Origin of the sequence: Comamonas odontotermitis (assembly GCF_014207855.1) — a bacterium.
GTDB lineage: Bacteria > Pseudomonadota > Gammaproteobacteria > Burkholderiales > Burkholderiaceae_C > Comamonas > Comamonas odontotermitis_A.
This window is the reverse complement of record NZ_JACHKZ010000015.1, coordinates 22,957-40,956: the sequence shown is the minus strand read 5'-3', so window position 1 is coordinate 40,956 and position 18,000 is coordinate 22,957. Positions and strand designations below refer to the sequence as shown.

General features: G+C 58.4%; 18 protein-coding genes. All 18 read right to left on the bottom strand.

All coding sequences use genetic code 11. The features are described 5' to 3' along the window. Window position 1: 1 nt before the first annotated feature. A complete protein-coding gene (locus HNP33_RS12685; RefSeq protein ID WP_184708992.1) occupies window positions 2-1,915 on the bottom strand; it encodes a SurA N-terminal domain-containing protein in 1,914 nt (637 codons plus the stop codon). Window positions 1,916-2,256: 341 nt separating this feature from the next. Then, a complete protein-coding gene (locus HNP33_RS12680) occupies window positions 2,257-2,754 on the bottom strand; it encodes a hypothetical protein (RefSeq protein ID WP_184708990.1) in 498 nt (165 codons plus the stop codon). Window positions 2,755-3,025: 271 nt separating this feature from the next. After that, complete coding sequence (locus HNP33_RS12675; protein ID WP_233464516.1) at window positions 3,026-3,235, bottom strand: hypothetical protein; 210 nt, start codon at window positions 3,233-3,235, stop codon at window positions 3,026-3,028. 54 nt (window positions 3,236-3,289) lie between these two features. Further along, window positions 3,290-3,580 (bottom strand): hypothetical protein, encoded by a 291-nt coding sequence (locus HNP33_RS12670; protein WP_184708988.1) that lies wholly within the window; start codon window positions 3,578-3,580, stop codon window positions 3,290-3,292. A 181-nt stretch (window positions 3,581-3,761) separates the two neighbouring features. Then, window positions 3,762-4,112 carry an RNA recognition motif domain-containing protein gene (locus HNP33_RS12665; protein ID WP_184708986.1) on the bottom strand — a complete coding sequence of 117 codons (351 nt, stop codon included), beginning with the start codon at window positions 4,110-4,112 and terminating at the stop codon, window positions 3,762-3,764. Window positions 4,113-4,222: 110 nt separating this feature from the next. Further along, window positions 4,223-4,432, bottom strand: coding sequence for a hypothetical protein (locus HNP33_RS21060; protein ID WP_233464515.1), 210 nt, complete (start codon window positions 4,430-4,432; stop codon window positions 4,223-4,225). 623 nt (window positions 4,433-5,055) lie between these two features. Beyond that, window positions 5,056-5,610 (bottom strand): hypothetical protein, encoded by a 555-nt coding sequence (locus HNP33_RS12660; RefSeq protein ID WP_184708984.1) that lies wholly within the window; start codon window positions 5,608-5,610, stop codon window positions 5,056-5,058. Further along, window positions 5,607-6,227: a lysozyme gene (locus HNP33_RS12655; protein WP_233464514.1), complete on the bottom strand. Its 621-nt coding sequence runs from the start codon at window positions 6,225-6,227 to the stop codon at window positions 5,607-5,609. The genes HNP33_RS12660 and HNP33_RS12655 overlap by 4 nt, the downstream gene beginning before the upstream one ends. Beyond that, the gene (locus HNP33_RS12650; protein ID WP_184708982.1) at window positions 6,224-6,514 is read right to left on the bottom strand and encodes a hypothetical protein; all 291 of its coding nucleotides are present in this window, start codon (window positions 6,512-6,514) and stop codon (window positions 6,224-6,226) included. The genes HNP33_RS12655 and HNP33_RS12650 overlap by 4 nt, the downstream gene beginning before the upstream one ends. Window positions 6,515-6,524: 10 nt before the next feature. After that, window positions 6,525-6,743, bottom strand: a complete 219-nt coding sequence (locus tag HNP33_RS12645; RefSeq protein WP_184708980.1) for a hypothetical protein — start codon at window positions 6,741-6,743, stop codon at window positions 6,525-6,527. Then, window positions 6,740-8,635 carry a hypothetical protein gene (locus HNP33_RS12640; protein WP_184708978.1) on the bottom strand — a complete coding sequence of 632 codons (1,896 nt, stop codon included), beginning with the start codon at window positions 8,633-8,635 and terminating at the stop codon, window positions 6,740-6,742. The genes HNP33_RS12645 and HNP33_RS12640 overlap by 4 nt, the downstream gene beginning before the upstream one ends. Before the next feature lies 1 nt (window position 8,636). After that, a complete protein-coding gene (locus HNP33_RS12635; RefSeq protein WP_184708976.1) occupies window positions 8,637-9,065 on the bottom strand; it encodes a hypothetical protein in 429 nt (142 codons plus the stop codon). After that, the gene (locus tag HNP33_RS12630) at window positions 9,062-10,048 is read right to left on the bottom strand and encodes a LamG-like jellyroll fold domain-containing protein (protein WP_184708974.1); all 987 of its coding nucleotides are present in this window, start codon (window positions 10,046-10,048) and stop codon (window positions 9,062-9,064) included. The genes HNP33_RS12635 and HNP33_RS12630 overlap by 4 nt, the downstream gene beginning before the upstream one ends. 1 nt (window position 10,049) lies before the next feature. Next, entirely contained in the window at window positions 10,050-11,216 is a 1,167-nt protein-coding gene (locus HNP33_RS12625; RefSeq protein WP_184708972.1) for a hypothetical protein, read from the bottom strand. Between the two features lie 26 nt (window positions 11,217-11,242). After that, the gene (locus tag HNP33_RS12620; protein WP_184708970.1) at window positions 11,243-13,132 is read right to left on the bottom strand and encodes a hypothetical protein; all 1,890 of its coding nucleotides are present in this window, start codon (window positions 13,130-13,132) and stop codon (window positions 11,243-11,245) included. A 14-nt stretch (window positions 13,133-13,146) separates the two neighbouring features. After that, entirely contained in the window at window positions 13,147-14,871 is a 1,725-nt protein-coding gene (locus HNP33_RS12615) for a hypothetical protein (protein WP_184708968.1), read from the bottom strand. Further along, window positions 14,868-15,260: a hypothetical protein gene (locus tag HNP33_RS12610; protein ID WP_184708966.1), complete on the bottom strand. Its 393-nt coding sequence runs from the start codon at window positions 15,258-15,260 to the stop codon at window positions 14,868-14,870. Before HNP33_RS12610 ends, HNP33_RS12615 begins: the two co-directional genes overlap by 4 nt. Then, window positions 15,257-17,986 carry a phage tail tape measure protein gene (locus HNP33_RS12605; RefSeq protein WP_184708964.1) on the bottom strand — a complete coding sequence of 910 codons (2,730 nt, stop codon included), beginning with the start codon at window positions 17,984-17,986 and terminating at the stop codon, window positions 15,257-15,259. Before HNP33_RS12605 ends, HNP33_RS12610 begins: the two co-directional genes overlap by 4 nt. Between the last annotated feature and the right edge of the window lie 14 nt (window positions 17,987-18,000).

Here is an 18,000-nt window from a genome sequence, read left to right as displayed (position 1 = left end):
TTTATGAAGCCTTGGATTCTTGTGGACGCGGCACCTTGATCTGCACCTTGAATCGCTCCTTGAGCAACTCATAGTACGCCATGGTTTCTGCATAAGCCTCAAGCCGCTCGAACTCTTGCTTCTGGGCCAGACGCTTTTCCGCAGTGTCTTCAGCACGAGGCACAGTTTTGTTGACGCGCACCACGGCGTAGCCGTCCTTGCCCAGGTCCACACCTGTCCATACAGCAGCGCCATCCAGTTTGGAGCGCATCACCGCATTGATGAGCGCCAGCGGCTGTCCCTTCACATCCTGACGCGACACCACGATGGGAGCTGCCAGATTGGCACCTGTGGCATCTGTCTTCCATGCTGCCAGCTTTGCCTCGCCTTCCTTGCGTGCCAGTTCTGTGGCCTGCTGTGCAACATACAAGTCATGCACCTTGGCCTTGACTTCTTCAAATGGCAGCACGCGTGCATCCTGGTGCGAGACGATGCGACCCGATGCCAACATGCTGGTGCCAACCTCAATGGCCTCCGTATTGCGCTTGTTCTGCAGGGAGTCGTTCGAGAACAGTGCTTCCAGGAATGTAGGATTGGCCAATGCGCCTGTGGCACCAGCAGCTGGTGTACGGGTGATGTGCTCGGCTTTTTCGATCTTCAGACCCAGCTTTTCGGCCACGGGCTTGAGGCTGTCCGATTGCTCGAACACGGTGTTGGAAAAAATCTCGGCAGCTTCTGCATACTTCTTCTGCACCTGCTGGGCACGCACTTCTTCTTCAAGCTTGCTGTGCAGCTCTTCAAAAGTGGGGGTACGAGGGGTTTTGATTTCACCCATCTTGATGATGTGGAAACCGTATTCGGTGCTGATCACATCACTGATATCACCCGTCTTCATGGCAAATGCGGCGTCCTCAAACGGCTTGACCATGTCACCTTTCTTGAAGGCCGGCAGTGCGCCGCCGTTGACAGCAGAGCTGGTGTCCTGCGAATTCTTCTTGGCCAGTTCTGCAAACTGCGCGGGGTTGGCCTTCGCTTCTGCCTGCAGCGCCTCGGCACGCTGCTTGGCCTTTGCGCGATCGGCGGCGGCCATGGATTGCGGTGCGTTGATCAGGATGTGGCTGGCCGTGCGTGTCTCCGGCCCCACGAAGCGGTTCAGGTTTTCCTTGTAATAGGTGCGCAAGTCATCTTCGCTCGGCTTGATCATGCCCTTGACGGTGTCGGCGTTCAGCACGACGTATTCGATGCTGGCTTCTTCCTGCTGGCGGAACAACTCCTGGTTGGACTTGTAGAAAGCTTCCAGATCGGCATCATTCACCTTGACCTGCGATGCAAAGCTCTTCGTGTCAAAGCGCGCAATCTGGATCTCGCGTTGCTGGTAGAGCGCGTCGATAGCGGACTTGGTTTGTGCGTCAGTCACAAAAGCCGTGTTCGAGACCCCACCCAGAACCTGGCGCAGCGCCAAATCGCGGCGCATGCCCGCTTCAAAGCCCTCGGGAGTCATGCCTTGCGCACCTACCAAGGCGCGATAGGCTTCCACATCCAGGCTGCCATCGGGCTTTTTCAAAGCGGCAATCTGCGGAATCTCCATCAGCGCGCGGCCCAGAGCGGCATTGTCTACGGTCAGATGCATTTTTTGCACGGCGGCATCCAGCACCCGATCACGCACAACCCGCTCCAGCGTGAGGTAACGGGCTTCGGGGCCGTCCATCCACTTGGCATCCATGTTGGGATTTTGCTGACGCATGCGATCAGTCTCCATGCGGTGCGCATTGTCCCAATCCATCTGAGTGATTTCTTTGCCGTTGACCTTGGCGACAACGGGGCTCTTTTCGCCGAAATAGTTCTGGTTCACTCCTACCAGAACAAATGACAGAATGATCAGCAAGAACAGCGGATACATCAGCACCTTGGAGTACTTGCGGATGGATTCAAACATCGTCTAACTTTCTGAGCAAGAAAAAAGAAAAGGCGAACTTTCGTTCGCCTTTATTCGGTGGTGGTGGGTGCTGACGGGGTCGAACCGCCGACCTACGCCTTGTAAGGGATTATCGCATCTTTATAAATCAAAGAGTTAAAACCCTTACCCACTTCTACCACCAACTATAGGGCAAATTTCGCTTTCGATTCTACCTGTAGGGGTGCGCTCGGCGAAATCGAGAGACCTCCAATAGCAACACCTTTTCTGCAAACCTGTGTCACTGGCCGGATGGGATAGCTACCAATGCCAAGATCACAGGAACCCAATCCTCCGCACCCGCAGCGCACGTAGAGCTGTAACTATTTCCTCCGGGGGAATTCAGGATATGGCGGCCGTTTGACCTTCATGTATTGCTTCTCAAGCCAAGGGCTCAGGATCTTTAGACTGCTCGCGATCTCAGCAGGCGAAGGTGCGCAGATCCAAATCTGAGGCCATTGCTGCAACTCTGCCTCATCCCACTCGATACCGCGAAGCAAGAGCACATTGTCCCGCTCCTTCCACACCTCTGCATGCTCCAAAGCCTGGCAAAGCAATTTGTCAGGATCTTCGCGGTCTACCAAACAGGTGCAGTCAGAACCATCATAGGCGCGGGTTGTGACCAAATTTCCATGCAGCCTTGGTCTGAATTGCAGCAGATAGACAGGAAGAATCACGCCAGCATGCTGCAGCCTCAGTACACAGGATGGATAGCCCGCCTTTTTCTTGGCTGCAATGTACCCATCAGTTCCAGGAGAGGCCCTGCCCTGATTAAACCTGCCAGGCAAATCCCCGACTTCAAAGTGTGCAAATGATTCCATGGCAACTCCATATTACTGTATAAATATACAGTGTTTTGGAGATCAACATGATTGGATCAAGATACTGGCAATGGCACATCAAGCCACAAGATCAATGGATCAAGACGCCGGAGCATGAGCGCGCGGACAGCATCAAGCCGTCGCACCCTGAGACTATGCCTATCCTGGGCTCAATGATCTGGCGCTGCGCACCAACACCTGCGGAAATGCGGGAAGTCTGCCGCGATCTAGGGCCGGATGTGCCGTTTTGACGGTAGTTCTTCGTCAACCTTCAACCCCAAAACTGCCCATGCAACAGCTTCAGCTTGGAGGCCAGCGTCTCCGAGTCGTTCTGCATGTGCAGGACGGGTGTGGTTCCGATGCTCACATGCTCATACCAGATGTGAAACGCTTTGGCCTTGGGGATCATGCGGGCGGCGTCTCGGATCGCGCCAGCAATGCAACTCGATGTGAAGCTCAGGGCTTCTGAGTGTTCATTCATGACCCGGGCCAGATACTGACCGGGCGCGCTTTTTTTCAATGTGCAGGCTCTGGATCATTTTTTCGCTTCGGGGACGAATTGAATGGTGCCTATTTTCTCCGCCGCCATGTCGCTGGGTGTAGGCCGAATCCAATGGTTCCAGAGCCCTTTCATCCAGGCCAGGGCGTAGAGCACACTCACTACGAATATGCCCCACTGCTCAGCATTCCATGAGGCGTAGAACCAGAATGGTTGCCCAAGCATGCCAAAGATGCATGCCCACCGCCTGAAAGCCTCCGAGCGCGCCTGAGACAGCCAGGCAGCAGCAGCCCCAAGCACGGCAATTGCGATCTGATCAATCTGCATGGGCCACCCTTAAATACTGTTCAAAAATACAGTATAACGAACATGCAATGGGTTCTCCATACAAGAAAAAACCTCTCCAGTGCCGTAGTGGCGCCGGGGAGGCTCTTAGTTTGGGCTAGATGGCCTATCTAAGCCCTATAGAAGTCGGCTATTTCAGCCTATTCTTCACGATTTGAAGTGCTCAGTATCGGCCACCACCATGACCGCCTGCGCCATAGCCAACATCACTACGGCCACTTGCGCGGAAACCGTTATCGCCATATCCACCAGAGTTTCTGGACTCTTCACGGGGGCGAGCAAGGTTGACAATAATTTGTCGTCCGTCAACGGACATGCCATTCAGGCCTTTAATCGCGGCCTGTGCAACATCAGCTGATGCCATCTCTACAAAGCCGAAGCCTTTGGAGCGACCAGTATCACGATCCATCATCACCTTGGCAGATGACACTTCACCGAATTCAGCAAAGTTGTCCTTCAGGCTGGAATCGGTTACGGAGTAGGGCAAGTTGCCCACATAAATTTTGTTGCTCATGGTGGAGCCTTTCTTGATTAGTGTGCGCTAAGAAGTGACGCACTGGCCGAATACAGACGCGAAAATTAGCGCTGGATTGCGATGGGATTGGATCTGTGGTCACCAGATCATCAACATGCAGGCGGGTTAGGCATGCTCGACTGAAGCCAGCCCTGGGTGACTGCAAACATTCGAGCGGCTTCGCGAGAGGCGAAGGTTTTGTCAAAGCGGAACACGCGGCAGTAGTTTCCATTGCCTTGTGAACGCTGAACCGAAAAAGAGGCGCTGAAACGGCCACTGACGGTTTGATGAGTCGCGGGCGAAACGACGTACTTGCCCATGGGAATAGAAGACTTAAAAATGAAGATCAATCAGAAGCACAAGCCTCGTCGGCCTGGAGGGCTTAAAAGTACTCTGTTGACTGCAGCCCTACAAGTCAACATGGCGAATTTCGCAGAGGACGCTTTGGGGTGGCGTTGAGCCACCAAGAAGCGAACAAATAGGCACTGCACATTGAGTACACGCTTCTTTGTGTAGCCCACTATACATCAATTGCCATAAAGTCCGCTATCTTTATTATTTTCAACAATGAAACAACACTACCCGTTGCGCCTTGGCAATCTGAACCAGAGAAGAGTCTCTACACGTAAGTCTTTGTGTAATCAGGATTTAGGGGATTAAAGAGAGTACTGTGGGTCTAGGCAATCCATCTCGATGCGCCGCAATAGACCGGAGGTCTACATGTTCAACTTCTCAGCCTATCCTTCAGCTTCCTTCTGGGCCAAAACCAAGCGAATGCTCCACATGTCAGGTATCCCATCCCCGCAAGAGCAAGGGAAAAAGCCACCTACTGACAAGGAGAAACAGGATCAGGAGCAAGGCCAGCAAGCCTCTCCTTCCTTGGCATACAAGCTTGCTTAAAAGCGCTCCAACACACTCCATATTCCGCCTTCCGGGCGGTTTTTTATTGTCCTCTACACGCCCGATCGCCCGCATCACCGTTCAACCCGCGCTCGATGCTCACCTGGTCGCACAGCGCTGCTACTTCGGCGTCTCTCTGTTTAAGAGCGCCTCCGAGTTCCGCGACCACTCCGACGCCCTCTGCAAGCTGGCGATCGAGGGCAGAGGCCTTATCTGCAAGATCGCGGCGGGCAGTGGCGTCGGCTTCGGCTTGCGCGCGATAAGTGGCGGCTCGGCTGTCGGCGCTGAGCTGCAGCCGGTGAGCGCGCTCAAGCTCAGAGCGCACATCAACAGCAATGCCAGTTTTGAGGGTGGCCAGCTTGTCAGCATTGTAGATCGTGCTTTGTGCATGTTTACTCTCCAGTTGAGCGGTTTGGGTTTCGTCGGTGCGGGCGGCCTCGGCGCGACTGGCACGCCCGTTCGCCTCCTTTGTTTCCACCTGGGACACCTGCGCACCAAGGCGCCAAGATTGAACATTCCAGGCAGCGATAGAACCAAGGGTGAGCCCAAGCAATCCGACGGCCACATAGGTGTAAAGGCGAATTGGCTTGACGATCATGGCTTGGCCTCCGCAGTGATGAGCCCCGCACTGAAGTGCCCGTCCCGCCCCCATTCGGAACACAACTCGGCCGTCGTGCCGCGGCGATCAACAAGACCACGCAACCTCACCTTTTGCCCATTGACCGTCCCCAGAACATACTCAGTCATCTTTTGACATGCGAGGCCCAGCGCGCCGGAGTTGGCAAGCGCTGGAATGCTACCTGCGTTCACCGTGCGCGCACCCATATTGAAATAGGCGTCGATGAAACTGGCCTGGATGTAGGGGTTGTAAGTCGCCCAATGCTTGAGCGCAGCCTTGGCCTCCCGCTCCGATTTCTGGTAGCGCGGCAACTCCAGACGCTTGCAATCTTCTGGCGTGTAGTACCTGCCAGCCACAACTTCTTTGCCCGTGATTCCATTGCAGACTGTTAGCGGGCGCCCCTTTCCGGCATTGTCAATGTAGGGCGTTCCAATATGGCGGCTGCTACTTTCATAGTAAGAGCCCACCTCCATGGCCAGTAGCACGGCAGGCGATGGCTTTTCTGCTTCTGTGTATGCCGCTACACCGGCAGCTCCGGCAGCAATAGCAACCGCGGTTTCGATCAATCGGCGCTTGAGAACTTCCGGCATGCTCATGATCTACCTCCTTTGATTGCCGCCCAAAATGAAAGCAGAGCGGTGGCCAGCACAACGATGTAACCCAACGGCTTGGCCAACCGGCCCAGCCAATTGAGGACCTTGAATGCGCCACGCATGGCATTCAGGAACTCAACCAGCATGGCCACATCACGCGCCATGCTCTCTGTGGCCTTTGTGTTTTTGTCCAAGCCTTCCTCAAGGCGCCCCATGCGTGAATCACCCGCGTCAAGACGCTTGACAATCTCCGACTGGCTGGGCAACAAATCTCCATAGTCATCTTGCATAGTCACCCTTCTAGATTTCGATCAGTTCCATAGGCAGATCGGGCGCAGGCCCCTCTACAACACCATCACGGATAAACACTCGCTGCCCAACTTCAGCAACGCCGATTACCTTGATCTCGCCCCCGCCCAGCAAGGCAACAGTGACAACATCACCCACGGAGATCACATCTCCAACCTGGCGAGGCTTTCCGCCAACCAGCCTTTTCAACTCGGTATAAAGGTTTCTCATGCGAACTCCGGGACTTCCAAGGTGATGGATTGGCGCAGCTTTGCGTCCCCTTGCCAGTCAACACTGGTGCTGCGAACAAGGCCCAAATGAGCACCAGAGGGCAGGACATAGCGCACAAAGGAGCCAGGCTTGATAACACCGGTTTGCGGCAATATCTGCAGGCTCAGCCGAATCTGCTGCTGGCGGCCAGAAGGCGCCAGTTCCGCTATTCCGCGCTGACGTGCAGCATCTGCATGTGTAATCAACGGATGCGTCACCATTGGAGCCACCAGATCACCAGCGGTGCCCATGCGGGTGACCTGACCCAGCACGCCCACCCCCTCACCGCTTACGAAGATGCGGTTGTATTCAGCGTTCTGCAGCCACTCAATACCCTCGACAGACACAGCATTGGACGGCAAGCTGTAGTCCGGCGTGACCACCCCCCACCTCCATGGCGCAGATGGATAGCGAGGCAGAATTCGCAAGGTTGTATCCGTGTTGTGCGGCTGTAGATAGCCCCCCACAGAGGATGCAATGTCGGTCAGCGCCTGGATGTAGCTGCCCTGCATCGACCAAGCACCTGCGGGGACAAGCCAGTCATTCAGCTGCCAGTCAATACCCCAGCCGTTGGGCACACCATTGATCGTGAGCACCTGCTCAGCGAGCTGCCGTGCGGTCATCTCAGAGTCAACGGAATAGTTCAGCGCGGGAGAAAATGGCGAATCCAGCACAGCGGATCGGCCGCGTCCGGAGACATTGATTCGGGTGCTTGCGAATGTTCGTTCCCGAGAAAATCCATCGATCAGCAGACGATATGGGACGCTATTGATTGCCACCACCACTTCAACCGGCTGGCCATCTTCTGGCTGTATCTGGGCCAATGCCGAGCTGTGCAGGCTGGCCTGCCAGCTCCAGGTCCAGCTTCCCACGTCAAGACTCATTCCAAAGCTGTATGCAGGAATGACTGCGTTGTCACGCACACGGCGCATGTAAATGCTATTGAGCACGATGTATACCTTCTGAACAGGGACAACGATGGTTTCGCCGCCAGGCTCCTGCCTGTCACAGCAATGGAAATACAGCCGGGCAGGCAGCGTGCCGGTCGCAGGTAGCTCGAAGCACAGCAGCGCTGGCAGATCCGGGTGGCAAGGCTTTGGCCCCTCTGGCTTGAATGGAGGCCGCACGCCCAGCCCTGGGTATGTTGCTTGCTGCGTGCGCTCGGCATGGTGCAGGAGCAACTGCACTGCAGAGCCACCAGCGTGACGGGCCAGCACCCGCAGACGGTCTGCCTGCTGAATGCGCTCACCCGCAACCGTGCGCAGCTGACCGGCATCCTCAAACGCCTCTTCAGCGAGCTGAGCGAGCCTGTCTGCCGCCTGGGTGCGGGAGGCCAGCGAGATCACCAGTTGGCCCGCGTCAGAGAACGCCTCCGACATTGCAGCTGCTAGGCGCAATGCCTGCTGTTGCCGCTGCGCCATGGCGGTGGTCAACTGCCTGCTGTCTTGCCACCTGCCGGTCATGAGACCTGACAGGCGCAGCGCCTGCTGCTGGTGCTGCTGCACATGCACCTGGGCCCGCTCGCTATCTTGCCAGCGGTCCGAGGACTGCAGCGCTGCCTTGGCAGCTGCCTGCACATGCTGCTTGGTCTGCCCTACTAGGGGGCGCTCGACATTCACGTCATAGCGGCCCGACATATACCCGCGCAGCCCGGAAATACGCCCACCACCGCCCAGCCGGACACCCACGCGGCCACGAACGAAGCCGCGCAGGCCCGACAGCCTGGCGCTGCTGTGGAGGGTGACGTTGTCGCCACCCTCGCCCGAGTCACCAAACACCAGACGCGCGGGCAGGCCATCGTCCGTGTGGCGCCTAAAGACAAGGCGTGCAGGCAGAGCGGGAAGATCGGACATATCAGGTCAGAATCAATGTGCCGAACACGACGAGGCCGCCCGCCTGCAGCAGCGGTGTGGTCTCGCCATCGGGCGTCGTACCGCCCGACAGACGAAACGCGCCGTCGCCCAGCGTATTGCTCACCGTGCCTGCGGCCACCAGCTTGCCGTCAGAGCGCACCCACCTCGCCCAGCGGGCAAAGCCGTTGGTCAGGATCATGGTGCCGCCCGCGCTGGCTGGCTGCAGGGTGAATGACTCGCCAGCGACCGAGCCGCAGGGCTTGGCAAGCGCGATATCGGCCAGGGCGCTGCCCGCCGGAACATCACGCGGCTGCGCAGGCAATGCGCTGTAGAGCACGATATGGCTCGCACCGCTGGCAGCATCGGCAAATGCAAGGCTTGCCAGCAGCTGGGCGTTTATATGCTCGGGACCCAGATACAACTCGCTCATGGAGCACCCCCTGGCAGCTTGGGAAAGTGCTCAGCGCCGCAGGGGTGCATCAGCCCTGCAGGGTCCTGCGCCACGGCAATGAACTTCGTTGCGAGATCCAGGCCCGTGAACTCGCCGGTGCCGCTTGCCGTGGACCAGGCCTCACGCACCACCAGCTTGTCACGGGCGCGCAGCAAGGTTACGCGCGCCTTTTGAGAATCGGGCAAGCCCTCCACCGTGAAGGGGTAGACCCCAGGCCCACCAAACTCCAGATCGCGGCCCAGCAGGCCGCTGGCTTCGGAGATGGTGGCGTCAGCCTGGGGCGCAGAAGAGCCGCACAGGCCCGCAGCCAGGCGCGTGCCCCCTGCGCCATCAGTGGGGTAGCGGTAGCCTGCAAAGCCCACCGATGCCACCGCGACACCCCCGTTGCAAACAGCGTCATAGCTGGGGTGGTTCGTGCCAATGGCCGAGCCCTCCCGCAGCAGCCCGATGGCAGGCGCGGCTGGCGGCGTGAATGCAGCGGTGCGGATGGGCACGGTGCGGACCTTCATATCCACGATGGCCGCTGACAGGAAACTGGCGTTCCCGTCCCAGCCGTTGCGGCCCAGCAAAAGGCCATTGGCTTCAAAGTTCCACGCAGCGTTACTGGTGCCCGACCCCTTGAGCGCGCCGTTTTGCCAGATGCGGACAAGCGAGCCTACTTTGTTGACTACGATGTGTTCCAGCTTCCCCTGGGGCATGACATCCGAAAGGCACAACGGATTGCCTGCTGCTTCATAAACGTTGCTACCGGTGATCGCGCTGAAACCACCGACTGCAAGTTTTCTGCGAACGTCAGTCTGGGGTACACCATCGCCGAACACCATGATGTAAAACGAACTGGACACAAAGCTGGACGTGGCGTTACCCACGACCGTTCCATAGTTGGATGTGAAATCGAGCATGCGCAGCCAGAACTCGATCTCCCAGTTGCCCGTCCCAAAGTTGAAGCTGGGGACTGCCATTTCAGCGTGCCCAAGGCCCGGTCAGATCCAGCGCAACGACGCCCGGCGCGACAGCACCCGTAGGCGGTGCCACGCGCAGCAAGAGGAGCTTGCGGCCTGCCAGGTCATCGGTGCCGTCAATCGTGATACCTACACCAACATCTTGGCCGACCGAGTTTCGGATGTGGTACAGGCCCGGCAGCGTGCCCCGCAGGCCCAGGCTCCACAGTTCAGGCTTTGTGAGCAGCAGCCCGTTGTTGGGCTGGTTGGGGTACGCTGCGCCCGAGTAGCCCGAGCCCCCGGAATAGACTGCCGAAGCCGTGCCGTTGTGCGCCGCGCCCATGCGATTGGCGGCAACTGATCCGCCTGTGGCCGAATGCGCGCGGGCGATGTAGGCGCCAGAGCGGGCATCCCGGTTGGAGAAGCCGCAGCAGCCGTCCGGCGTAGTGGTCAGGTTGGTCTGATCGCTTTGATTGCCTGCAACCATGGCCGCCCAGGCATCGCCACTTTTAACGCTGGCGAAGTCGCCGCCAAACACCAGCGTGTAACGGCCAGTGCTCAGCGGATCTGCGGCAAAGTAAAAGCCCCGGTCATCGGCGATCAGAACCCAGGGCCGCGCCGTGGCATTGGCAGCACCGCTCTTGGGCCAGTACAGACCACCCGACACTTGGCTGTCGAGTGGTGTCGGCCCCGTGCCGGTGCTGGCATCGCTCATCGTCTCGTACAAGCGGATACGGGCATTGAGCGCACCAGCGTCATCGACACGCAGAAACAGGCCCGTGGCTTCCACTGCGCTGGATTTGAATACCGACACACTCCCTGTCGTGTAGACCTCCGTCCAGCCCGCAGGGGCGATATCGGTGGAGATGCTGCCAGAGACAACACCATCCGGCGTGCCAGGCACTGCGAATGTGACAGCACTGGCGGTCACAGAGAGCACCAGGCGCTCGCCGTTGACCGTGGATGCGCCTGCGCCCGTCACACGCAGCACCTTGCCCACCTCATAGGCATGGGCGGTGGCATAGACTGCGGTCGCAATGCCAGCACTCACGGTGAGCGACTGCACCGCCTTGGAGCCATAGCCGGTCACCAGGCAGGCACGAATGAGCTGCTGCAGCGACTGCGCAACGCCCGTGAGCACTGGCGCTGCCGCACTCACCGAGGAATAGTTTTTAACGGGGAAAGCCATGGAATACCTTTCTGTGTGCTCTGTGGTCAGGCTGGCAGGCGGTCAACATCGACCCGGCCCACGAGCTGGAACTGGTGATCAATCACCTCGGGAGAGCCCGCCTGCACCACCATGGCTGCGGCCAGGCTGTAGAGGCTGCTGACGGTGTTGAAGCGGATGACATTGCCAGCGCCCCAATTGAGGCCAAATCCCGCCTTAGGCAGCGTCCAGTACGGAACTCCGGCAAACGGGTTGAGCGGCGCGCAATTGGTGTTGATATCGCCTGTGGCGATCACCCCCAGGTGCTCTCCCATCACATAGAACTGGGTAGTGCTGGTAAAGACCAGCGCCCAGCGCTCCGTGATGCCGCCCGCGTTGGTCATGGCGAGTTTGTTGTTCAGGAAGTCGTAGCTGGCGGTGGGCTTGTTGCCAATGGGCGAATCTGCCCACACGTTGGTCCAGCTGGCCTGCGTGAAGTTGGCCGAGACGTTGGCCTCCAGGTCGCCAGCGACCAACGCGCTGGAGAGCACGCTGCCCATCGGGAAGTCGTGTGCGATATCGGAGTCCAGGGTGATGACACCATTGATCTGCACATCGGGCAGTCGGAACAGCTGCTCAATCGCGTGGCGCACTGTCACTGGCTGCGCCCAGCCGGTTGTGTCCTGGATCGAGATGGCCCCCATGTTGAGGTCTGCCACATAGCCGGTGTGTATCAGCTCGCCATGGGCGTCAATCAGATGCACCCGCGAGAGGCGTTCCCGCCCGACATCGATCAGGTTGCCAGCCGTGAGCACCGCCGGGGCCATGTCGGTGGTGTGGCTAAGCGCCGCATAGTAGCCACGGCGGAAGATCGGCACGCGCCCATCGGGCGGCAAGGTGGTGGCCTGCAGGCCCACGATGCTGGAATCAATGGGCAGGTAGACGTAGGTGACGCTATTGATGCGGATGGACTGAGGGTCCACTGGCCAGGGGCGCCAGATCTTGCCCGGCTGCACCGCGCCCACGTCGGCTGCGCTGTACCACCACTCGGCCTTATCGGCGGCCGTGAGGGCACTATCGAGCACCCAATCGCCCAGCAGTACCTGCCCGCAGCCGCTCTGGTAATCAAAGGTGCCCCAGGCATGGTCGCCCGTGAGCTTGCCTTGGCTGTCGCCCTGCACGGAAATGTTGCCACCATGCACGTCGACGAGGTTGATGATCACCGAGGTGGGCTTGACGGGCGCAGCCTGCGTGCGGAAGAAAATGGAAGCGGTCTTCCATTTGCCCTTGCGGGTGTAGAGGCTCACGATGTTCACGGTCTGCGGGTTGGGCCCCACGACATAGTCATACATCATTGCCTTGCCGCCCTCGTAGTCCATATTGCCGGAGGGAACCCCCACATCGGTGTCCGTGCGGTTGCGGTAGATGACGCCTTCGAAGTCGTCATAGGTCTGCCCCATCCAGACAAAGCGCACCGAGCCTGGCACGACCGTGTCGCTGGTCAGCGGACACAGGTCGAGCACGATGGCGTCGGGCTGGTAGGTGAACGACTTGTTCTGCGGTGCAGCGGGCGCCACACGATAGGTCGCCACGACGCTGGATGCTGCCAGCACTTCTTCGCCAACGCTGGCCGTGCTGTAGGAGCCACCCTTGAGGCCATTGCTGGAGCTGTTGCCCGAGCCGTCCCCCACCGCCACATCAAAATTCTTGGCGTCTTCATAGTCCTGCTGGTAGGCCTCGGTCGTGCGGTCAAAGCGCACTGCCTTGAAATTGGCTGACTTGCTGGCATAGCTCACGGTGCCCATGCCGCCGATGAAATTGCCTGCGCCATCGTCTGTCAGGTCATGGATGACCAGCAGCTTGTTGTCCGAGGTCTGCGCCACCTGCGTGGTGTAGGTGCTGGAATTGCCCGCCGTCTTGGTGACAGTAAACGGGCGTTGTTCGTATTTGATTGCCATAGATCAGCCCTTTATCAGCCCTTTGTGTCCGTGCGTACTGCGTCGTAGGGGTTCACCTTGGGATAGGTGATGGTTGCGCCCGTGCTAGCTGTCGCCTGCTCAGCTGGGGCGTAGTACTCCGGCACCGAGCGGATGGTGTAGGTGACATCAACATCCTTGATCGCATTGGTAGTGGTCTGGTTGGCACCCGAGGTGCCAGAGACGCTGCGCGCGGTCACCCAACGCAGCTGCAGGCTGCGCGCCGCTGGCTGCTGAGCGAGGTTGACGGTCACAAAACCACCGGCATCCACTGCCGAGGGCGTGAGCAGCTCGGTGATCACGTTGTCCACCTGGTACTCCATTGCGAACTCAGCCCCCGGATCTGGCATCTTGAGCGGGCGCAGGAGCATGGTGCTGCTGGGCGCATCAAAGACGCCCGTAGCATCGCCACTAACGTCGCCAGTTGCGCTGACGGTCGCCAGTGCCGTGGTCGAGCCGCTGGGCCACAGGATGGTCATGGTCTCGGGCATCACACCCTGGTCGGGCAGCACAAAGCAGTATTCGGGCGGCGCCAGATTGATCGATCCGCCCGAGCGGTTGGTGAAACCGATGTTGTCCGCCCACTGGATAAGGATGAAACTCCCAACGTCGGGCACCGCCGCAAAATCCATGGCGAGGCTTCCGGTCTGCACGTTGTAGCGGCCCACGCCCGCGCCATCGCTGGTGAGGTTGCCGTCGCCCTGGTCGCGCAGCTCATACCAATTGCCGCCAGCGCGGTAGGACACGGTGACTGAGCCGCGCGCGGGCACGGGACGCATCTGCCGTACAAAGCTGTAGCCCTGGTTGGCAGCCGTCACCAGAATGCGGTCCGTGTGGGCGGCCGTACCGATTTCTACGAGGCGCGGAGTGGTTGCCAGGGTGAGCGTGCGGGCCGCTGCGGGGCGCTGGTCGATGGACGAGCGCTCCGAGCGGGTGTTAGGCACGATCTGCCCAAAGATGGAGTCCACCCGCACGGTGCGGTCGCCCAATTGTGCGGGAGTCGTGAGGTAGGACGCGCCATAGAAGTCGGCAGAGTCTGCAACAGAGGCAGAACGCACGCGCGTCTTGCTGGTGTCGCGCCCAAATGAACGGCTGGGCGGGCTACCCGGCCAGAAGTCTTGCAGCGGGTCAGCGAGGTCACACTTGGACTTGAGCGCGTCGTAGTCCTCAAAGCCGCCATTGATAGAGACCGTGCCCTTGATAGGCTCGGTTGCCACGCGAGTGATGCGGATGGGCTCGACACGCTCGGTCGGCTTGCCCTCGTCAATCGTCAGGAACAGCGTGTCATTGACGCCAGGCGGCTGGGTGCCTGGGCGGTGGAACAGGTCGATGGAGCGCGAGCCCTTCACATGGTCTTCAAGCAGATAGGGGCCGATCTCGACAGAGCGGACCAGGTAGCCCTCGATGGCCTTGGCAATCTGGGCGCGCGTAGCAAAGGTGCTGCACTTTACCAGGACCACCGACACATTGGGGTCCGTGGGCGGCTTGGAGATGAACAGGTGCACGCCCAAGGCCGGGTCTGCATTGGGGCTTTGGATGCCCAGGAAGATCTGCCGAATCTGCACCCGCCCGCCAGCGCGATCGATAGCAGAGAGGTCGCGGAAAATGTTGTTGTTGCCGCCAAACGGGATCAACTCACTGCCGGGGCCACCGCCTCCGTTGTCGGTATCGTCCATCTTGATGGACTTGCGCAGAACGATGTCTGATTCGAGGATGGTCATACGGTTATCAATTTGAAGGTTGCGACATAGTCCCAATCGAACGGGGGCAACGCGGGGCGGCCAATCCGACGGGCTGTAATGGCGTCATCACTGGCGTCAAACTGCACATCGAACTCACGGCCATCGGCGAGAATGAGTCGATGGGTGGCCACAGGGTCACTGGCCAGGACGCAGATCTGATTGAGAACACCAAGAGAGATCCAGCCCGCGTCGTCATCTGCCTGGAGGGTGATGGGGCGCCCTGCTTGCTTGACACTCACATCCAGCAGCAAAGCACCTTCAACGCTGTATTCCTTGCTTTTTTGCACTGGAAGCCAGTCGTGCTCATCAATCCAGATCATTCCGCGCGGAACCACAATTCCGCCAAGGCTGTGATGCTCATTACTCATTGCGCCACCTTTGCAGCAAAATCCAATTTCTTGAGCAGTCGCTGCAGATCGGAGTCAGTACCGTTGACGGTCTCGACACCGAATTTCTCCTGCTGGCCGTTATAGATAAGCGTGATGTTGTTGATCACTGAGGAACTGGTGCGCGAAGGAGAGGCAGCCGTAGCAGCTGTAGGCGCAGGTGTGGGCACTGCGGAAACCAGTTCCTTTGACTTGTTGGCTTCCGCCTGGGCCAGATCTTTGCCCTTGCCATTGAGAAAATAGTCCTGAATCAGGTTTCCGATGGCCGCATCAAGCGTGTTACCACGCCACTTCTTCTGACCTGCGTTGTTGTAAAAGGTGACATTCCCCATAGCATCAACGAAGTCGCCAGCGCCCTTGCGGGCAGACTCTTCATCGAGGCCATTGCTTTTGAGATCGTTATATATGGATAGCCATGTTTTACCGCCAGCACTGCGCGTGTCATGGCCCATGTTGTCGGTGCGTTGCGTAGCGAGCTTCTGCCGCTCAGCAGCCCGCTCCGCCTTCTCACCTGCTGCCTCCGCCTCATCACCCATTTGCTGGTAGCCAGCTGCTGCCTCTCGCGCTGCATCCCCTACAGCACGTGTTGACCGCTCAGCACCATCCATCTCCTGCCCACCCGTTGATCCAGCAACTTTTGCCGCATCACGTAATTTGTAGATGGAGCCTTCCGTTTTAAGAGCAGAGTCTTCCACCCCCTTATTCGCGGCAATTGCCTTTTTAGAATAGGCTTCCCAGGCGTTGGCAATATCCTCCGGCGTACTCGTGCCGGCATCGCGGATAGTTTCAAAGGATTTGCGAGCATTTGCCGCGGCAGTTTTAAGTTGGGCAGTACTAACAACACCGAGGTCAGTGAAGGCGTTTACCACTGCCTCAGATGTTGCGGACGCCTGTGCAGCCTGCTCTTTCATTGCACCGGTAGTGCCCTGAAAAGCGGCTTTCATTTGGCCTTGAAGCTCAGCCATACGCTGAACATCCCCACTCTTGGCAGCTTCTGCATACTGCGCTCGGAGGTCGGCCAGGGCAGCTTTCTTGTCCACTATGGCTGCGGTAGTCTTTTGTGCAGCCGCGTATTCTTTGTCCATTTGCGCCTGGCCAGCGTCAGCCATGGCAAGCGCATCTTTGTATGCCCTGTTGTTATCAACAACAGCCGCAGTATTGTCCTCTATGGTTCCGGTAATTTTCTCAAAGCCTTCACGAGCGGTCTGCGCTCCATCGGCCATACCAGCGAAGGATTCTCGCGCCTTTGCCTCTAGCGCCTCTGCAACTGCACCCAATCCCTCTGTTTCGATCTTGATGCGATCAGCTTCTTCCTTGAAACGCTTGGACATGTCGCCAAACGAAATCTTCGAGAAGAACTCCAGCACCTTCTGGTGTACCAGTGAAACATTCTCTAGCAGCCGTGTGAATGCACCACCAAGAAGATAGACGGCCGTCATCACGCCACTGGCGCCCGCGGACATAATTCCGTATGCGGTCTGGACTATACCGCCGGCTACTGCAGCCTTGTTACCAAAGTCCGTCATTGCTGCACCAGCACGGTCAGCAAAACCACTGACCTTGGCGGTCAGTGCATCCAGATCAAACGAAGCAATGAACTGCTGGACCCATTTAATTCCTGCTTCAAAAGTCTTGGCTATGGAATCACCCAACTTGCCGATGGTGCCATCTGCCACCCAAGCCCGAAAGGTTTCAGCCAACTTGTCGACACCCGACTGCAGAATGGGGAGTACAGGTTTCCCAAGAGCATTGGTGAGAGCCGTCCATGCCTGGTTCAAAGCACTCAGGCTGCCATTAAGGTTAGAGCGCAGAATGTCGCCAAACGACTTCGCACTTCCGCCTGCGTTCTGCAGTTCGGTCTTGAGACCTGTAAGTGCACCCATACCCTGGTTGAGCAGGCTCCGCAATGCAGGGCCAGACTCCAGACCAACGGCATTGATGGCCTTGCTCGCTGCCGGCCCAGCGGCAGCCATCTGTTTGAGCGCTTCTTCAAAGCTATTGGTCGTAATACCTGCGGCGCGAAGCTCCTGTTTGAACTTGCTGGCTGGGTCGGCAAACTGACTCATCATGCTGTTGAGTGCAGTACCTGCCCGGCTCGCATCAATACCAGCATCGGCCAATTTACCGATCATGGCTACAGTGCCTTCAAGGCTGACCCCCAGCGTGCGAGCAATGGGTGCCGTATAACTCAGCGCTTGCCCCAGGCCCTCAACACTGGTGTTGGTTGCATTGGCACCCTTAGCCAGTACATCAGCAACACGAGCAGCATCGCTCCACGCCAAGCCCATGCCCATGACCACCTTGGTCATAATGTCCGACGAAGCAGCTAGATCGAGGTTGCCAGCAGACGCCAAGGCAACCACAGGCGCGAGTGTCTGCATTGCATCTGTTGCTGACAGACCTGCCTTGCCAAGGTTTTCCAACGAACCAGCCGCATCGATCGCAGTAAATGCAGTCCCGGCAATCGCCTTGTCGGCGGCACCTTCCATAGCCTGCATCTCGCCCCTGGTCGCGCCAGTGGCAGCCTGCACCTTCGACATGGCCGCTTCGAGGTCGGCAGCACCTTTGACTACTCCGGCAAACGCATTGATACCGAAGTAGGCCGCGACAGCAACACCTACGGTCTTGATCCGAGCAGACAAGCCATCGATCACCTTGGATGCTTCATCCTTGGCGCCGATAATGATTTGAATGGGTTTGAATGCCATGCCGTTTGCTGCTT

What these genes read in the sequence shown, in the direction of transcription:
- HNP33_RS12635 (WP_184708976.1), bottom strand. Translation starts at nt 9,065, where the DNA reads ATGAGCGAGTTGTATCTGGGTCCCGAGCATATAAACGCCCAGCTGCTG.
- HNP33_RS12610 (WP_184708966.1), bottom strand. Translation starts at nt 15,260, where the DNA reads ATGAGTAATGAGCATCACAGCCTTGGCGGAATTGTGGTTCCGCGCGGA.
- HNP33_RS12665 (WP_184708986.1), bottom strand. Translation starts at nt 4,112, where the DNA reads ATGAGCAACAAAATTTATGTGGGCAACTTGCCCTACTCCGTAACCGAT.
- HNP33_RS12645 (WP_184708980.1), bottom strand. Translation starts at nt 6,743, where the DNA reads ATGAGAAACCTTTATACCGAGTTGAAAAGGCTGGTTGGCGGAAAGCCT.
- HNP33_RS12680 (WP_184708990.1), bottom strand. Translation starts at nt 2,754, where the DNA reads ATGGAATCATTTGCACACTTTGAAGTCGGGGATTTGCCTGGCAGGTTT.
- HNP33_RS21060 (WP_233464515.1), bottom strand. Translation starts at nt 4,432, where the DNA reads ATGGGCAAGTACGTCGTTTCGCCCGCGACTCATCAAACCGTCAGTGGC.
- HNP33_RS12605 (WP_184708964.1), bottom strand. Translation starts at nt 17,986, where the DNA reads ATGGCATTCAAACCCATTCAAATCATTATCGGCGCCAAGGATGAAGCA.
- HNP33_RS12670 (WP_184708988.1), bottom strand. Translation starts at nt 3,580, where the DNA reads ATGCAGATTGATCAGATCGCAATTGCCGTGCTTGGGGCTGCTGCTGCC.
- HNP33_RS12620 (WP_184708970.1), bottom strand. Translation starts at nt 13,132, where the DNA reads ATGGCAATCAAATACGAACAACGCCCGTTTACTGTCACCAAGACGGCG.
- HNP33_RS12675 (WP_233464516.1), bottom strand. Translation starts at nt 3,235, where the DNA reads ATGAATGAACACTCAGAAGCCCTGAGCTTCACATCGAGTTGCATTGCT.
- HNP33_RS12630 (WP_184708974.1), bottom strand. Translation starts at nt 10,048, where the DNA reads ATGGCAGTCCCCAGCTTCAACTTTGGGACGGGCAACTGGGAGATCGAG.
- HNP33_RS12660 (WP_184708984.1), bottom strand. Translation starts at nt 5,610, where the DNA reads ATGATCGTCAAGCCAATTCGCCTTTACACCTATGTGGCCGTCGGATTG.
- HNP33_RS12650 (WP_184708982.1), bottom strand. Translation starts at nt 6,514, where the DNA reads ATGCAAGATGACTATGGAGATTTGTTGCCCAGCCAGTCGGAGATTGTC.
- HNP33_RS12685 (WP_184708992.1), bottom strand. Translation starts at nt 1,915, where the DNA reads ATGTTTGAATCCATCCGCAAGTACTCCAAGGTGCTGATGTATCCGCTG.
- HNP33_RS12655 (WP_233464514.1), bottom strand. Translation starts at nt 6,227, where the DNA reads ATGAGCATGCCGGAAGTTCTCAAGCGCCGATTGATCGAAACCGCGGTT.
- HNP33_RS12615 (WP_184708968.1), bottom strand. Translation starts at nt 14,871, where the DNA reads ATGACCATCCTCGAATCAGACATCGTTCTGCGCAAGTCCATCAAGATG.
- HNP33_RS12640 (WP_184708978.1), bottom strand. Translation starts at nt 8,635, where the DNA reads ATGTCCGATCTTCCCGCTCTGCCTGCACGCCTTGTCTTTAGGCGCCAC.
- HNP33_RS12625 (WP_184708972.1), bottom strand. Translation starts at nt 11,216, where the DNA reads ATGGCTTTCCCCGTTAAAAACTATTCCTCGGTGAGTGCGGCAGCGCCA.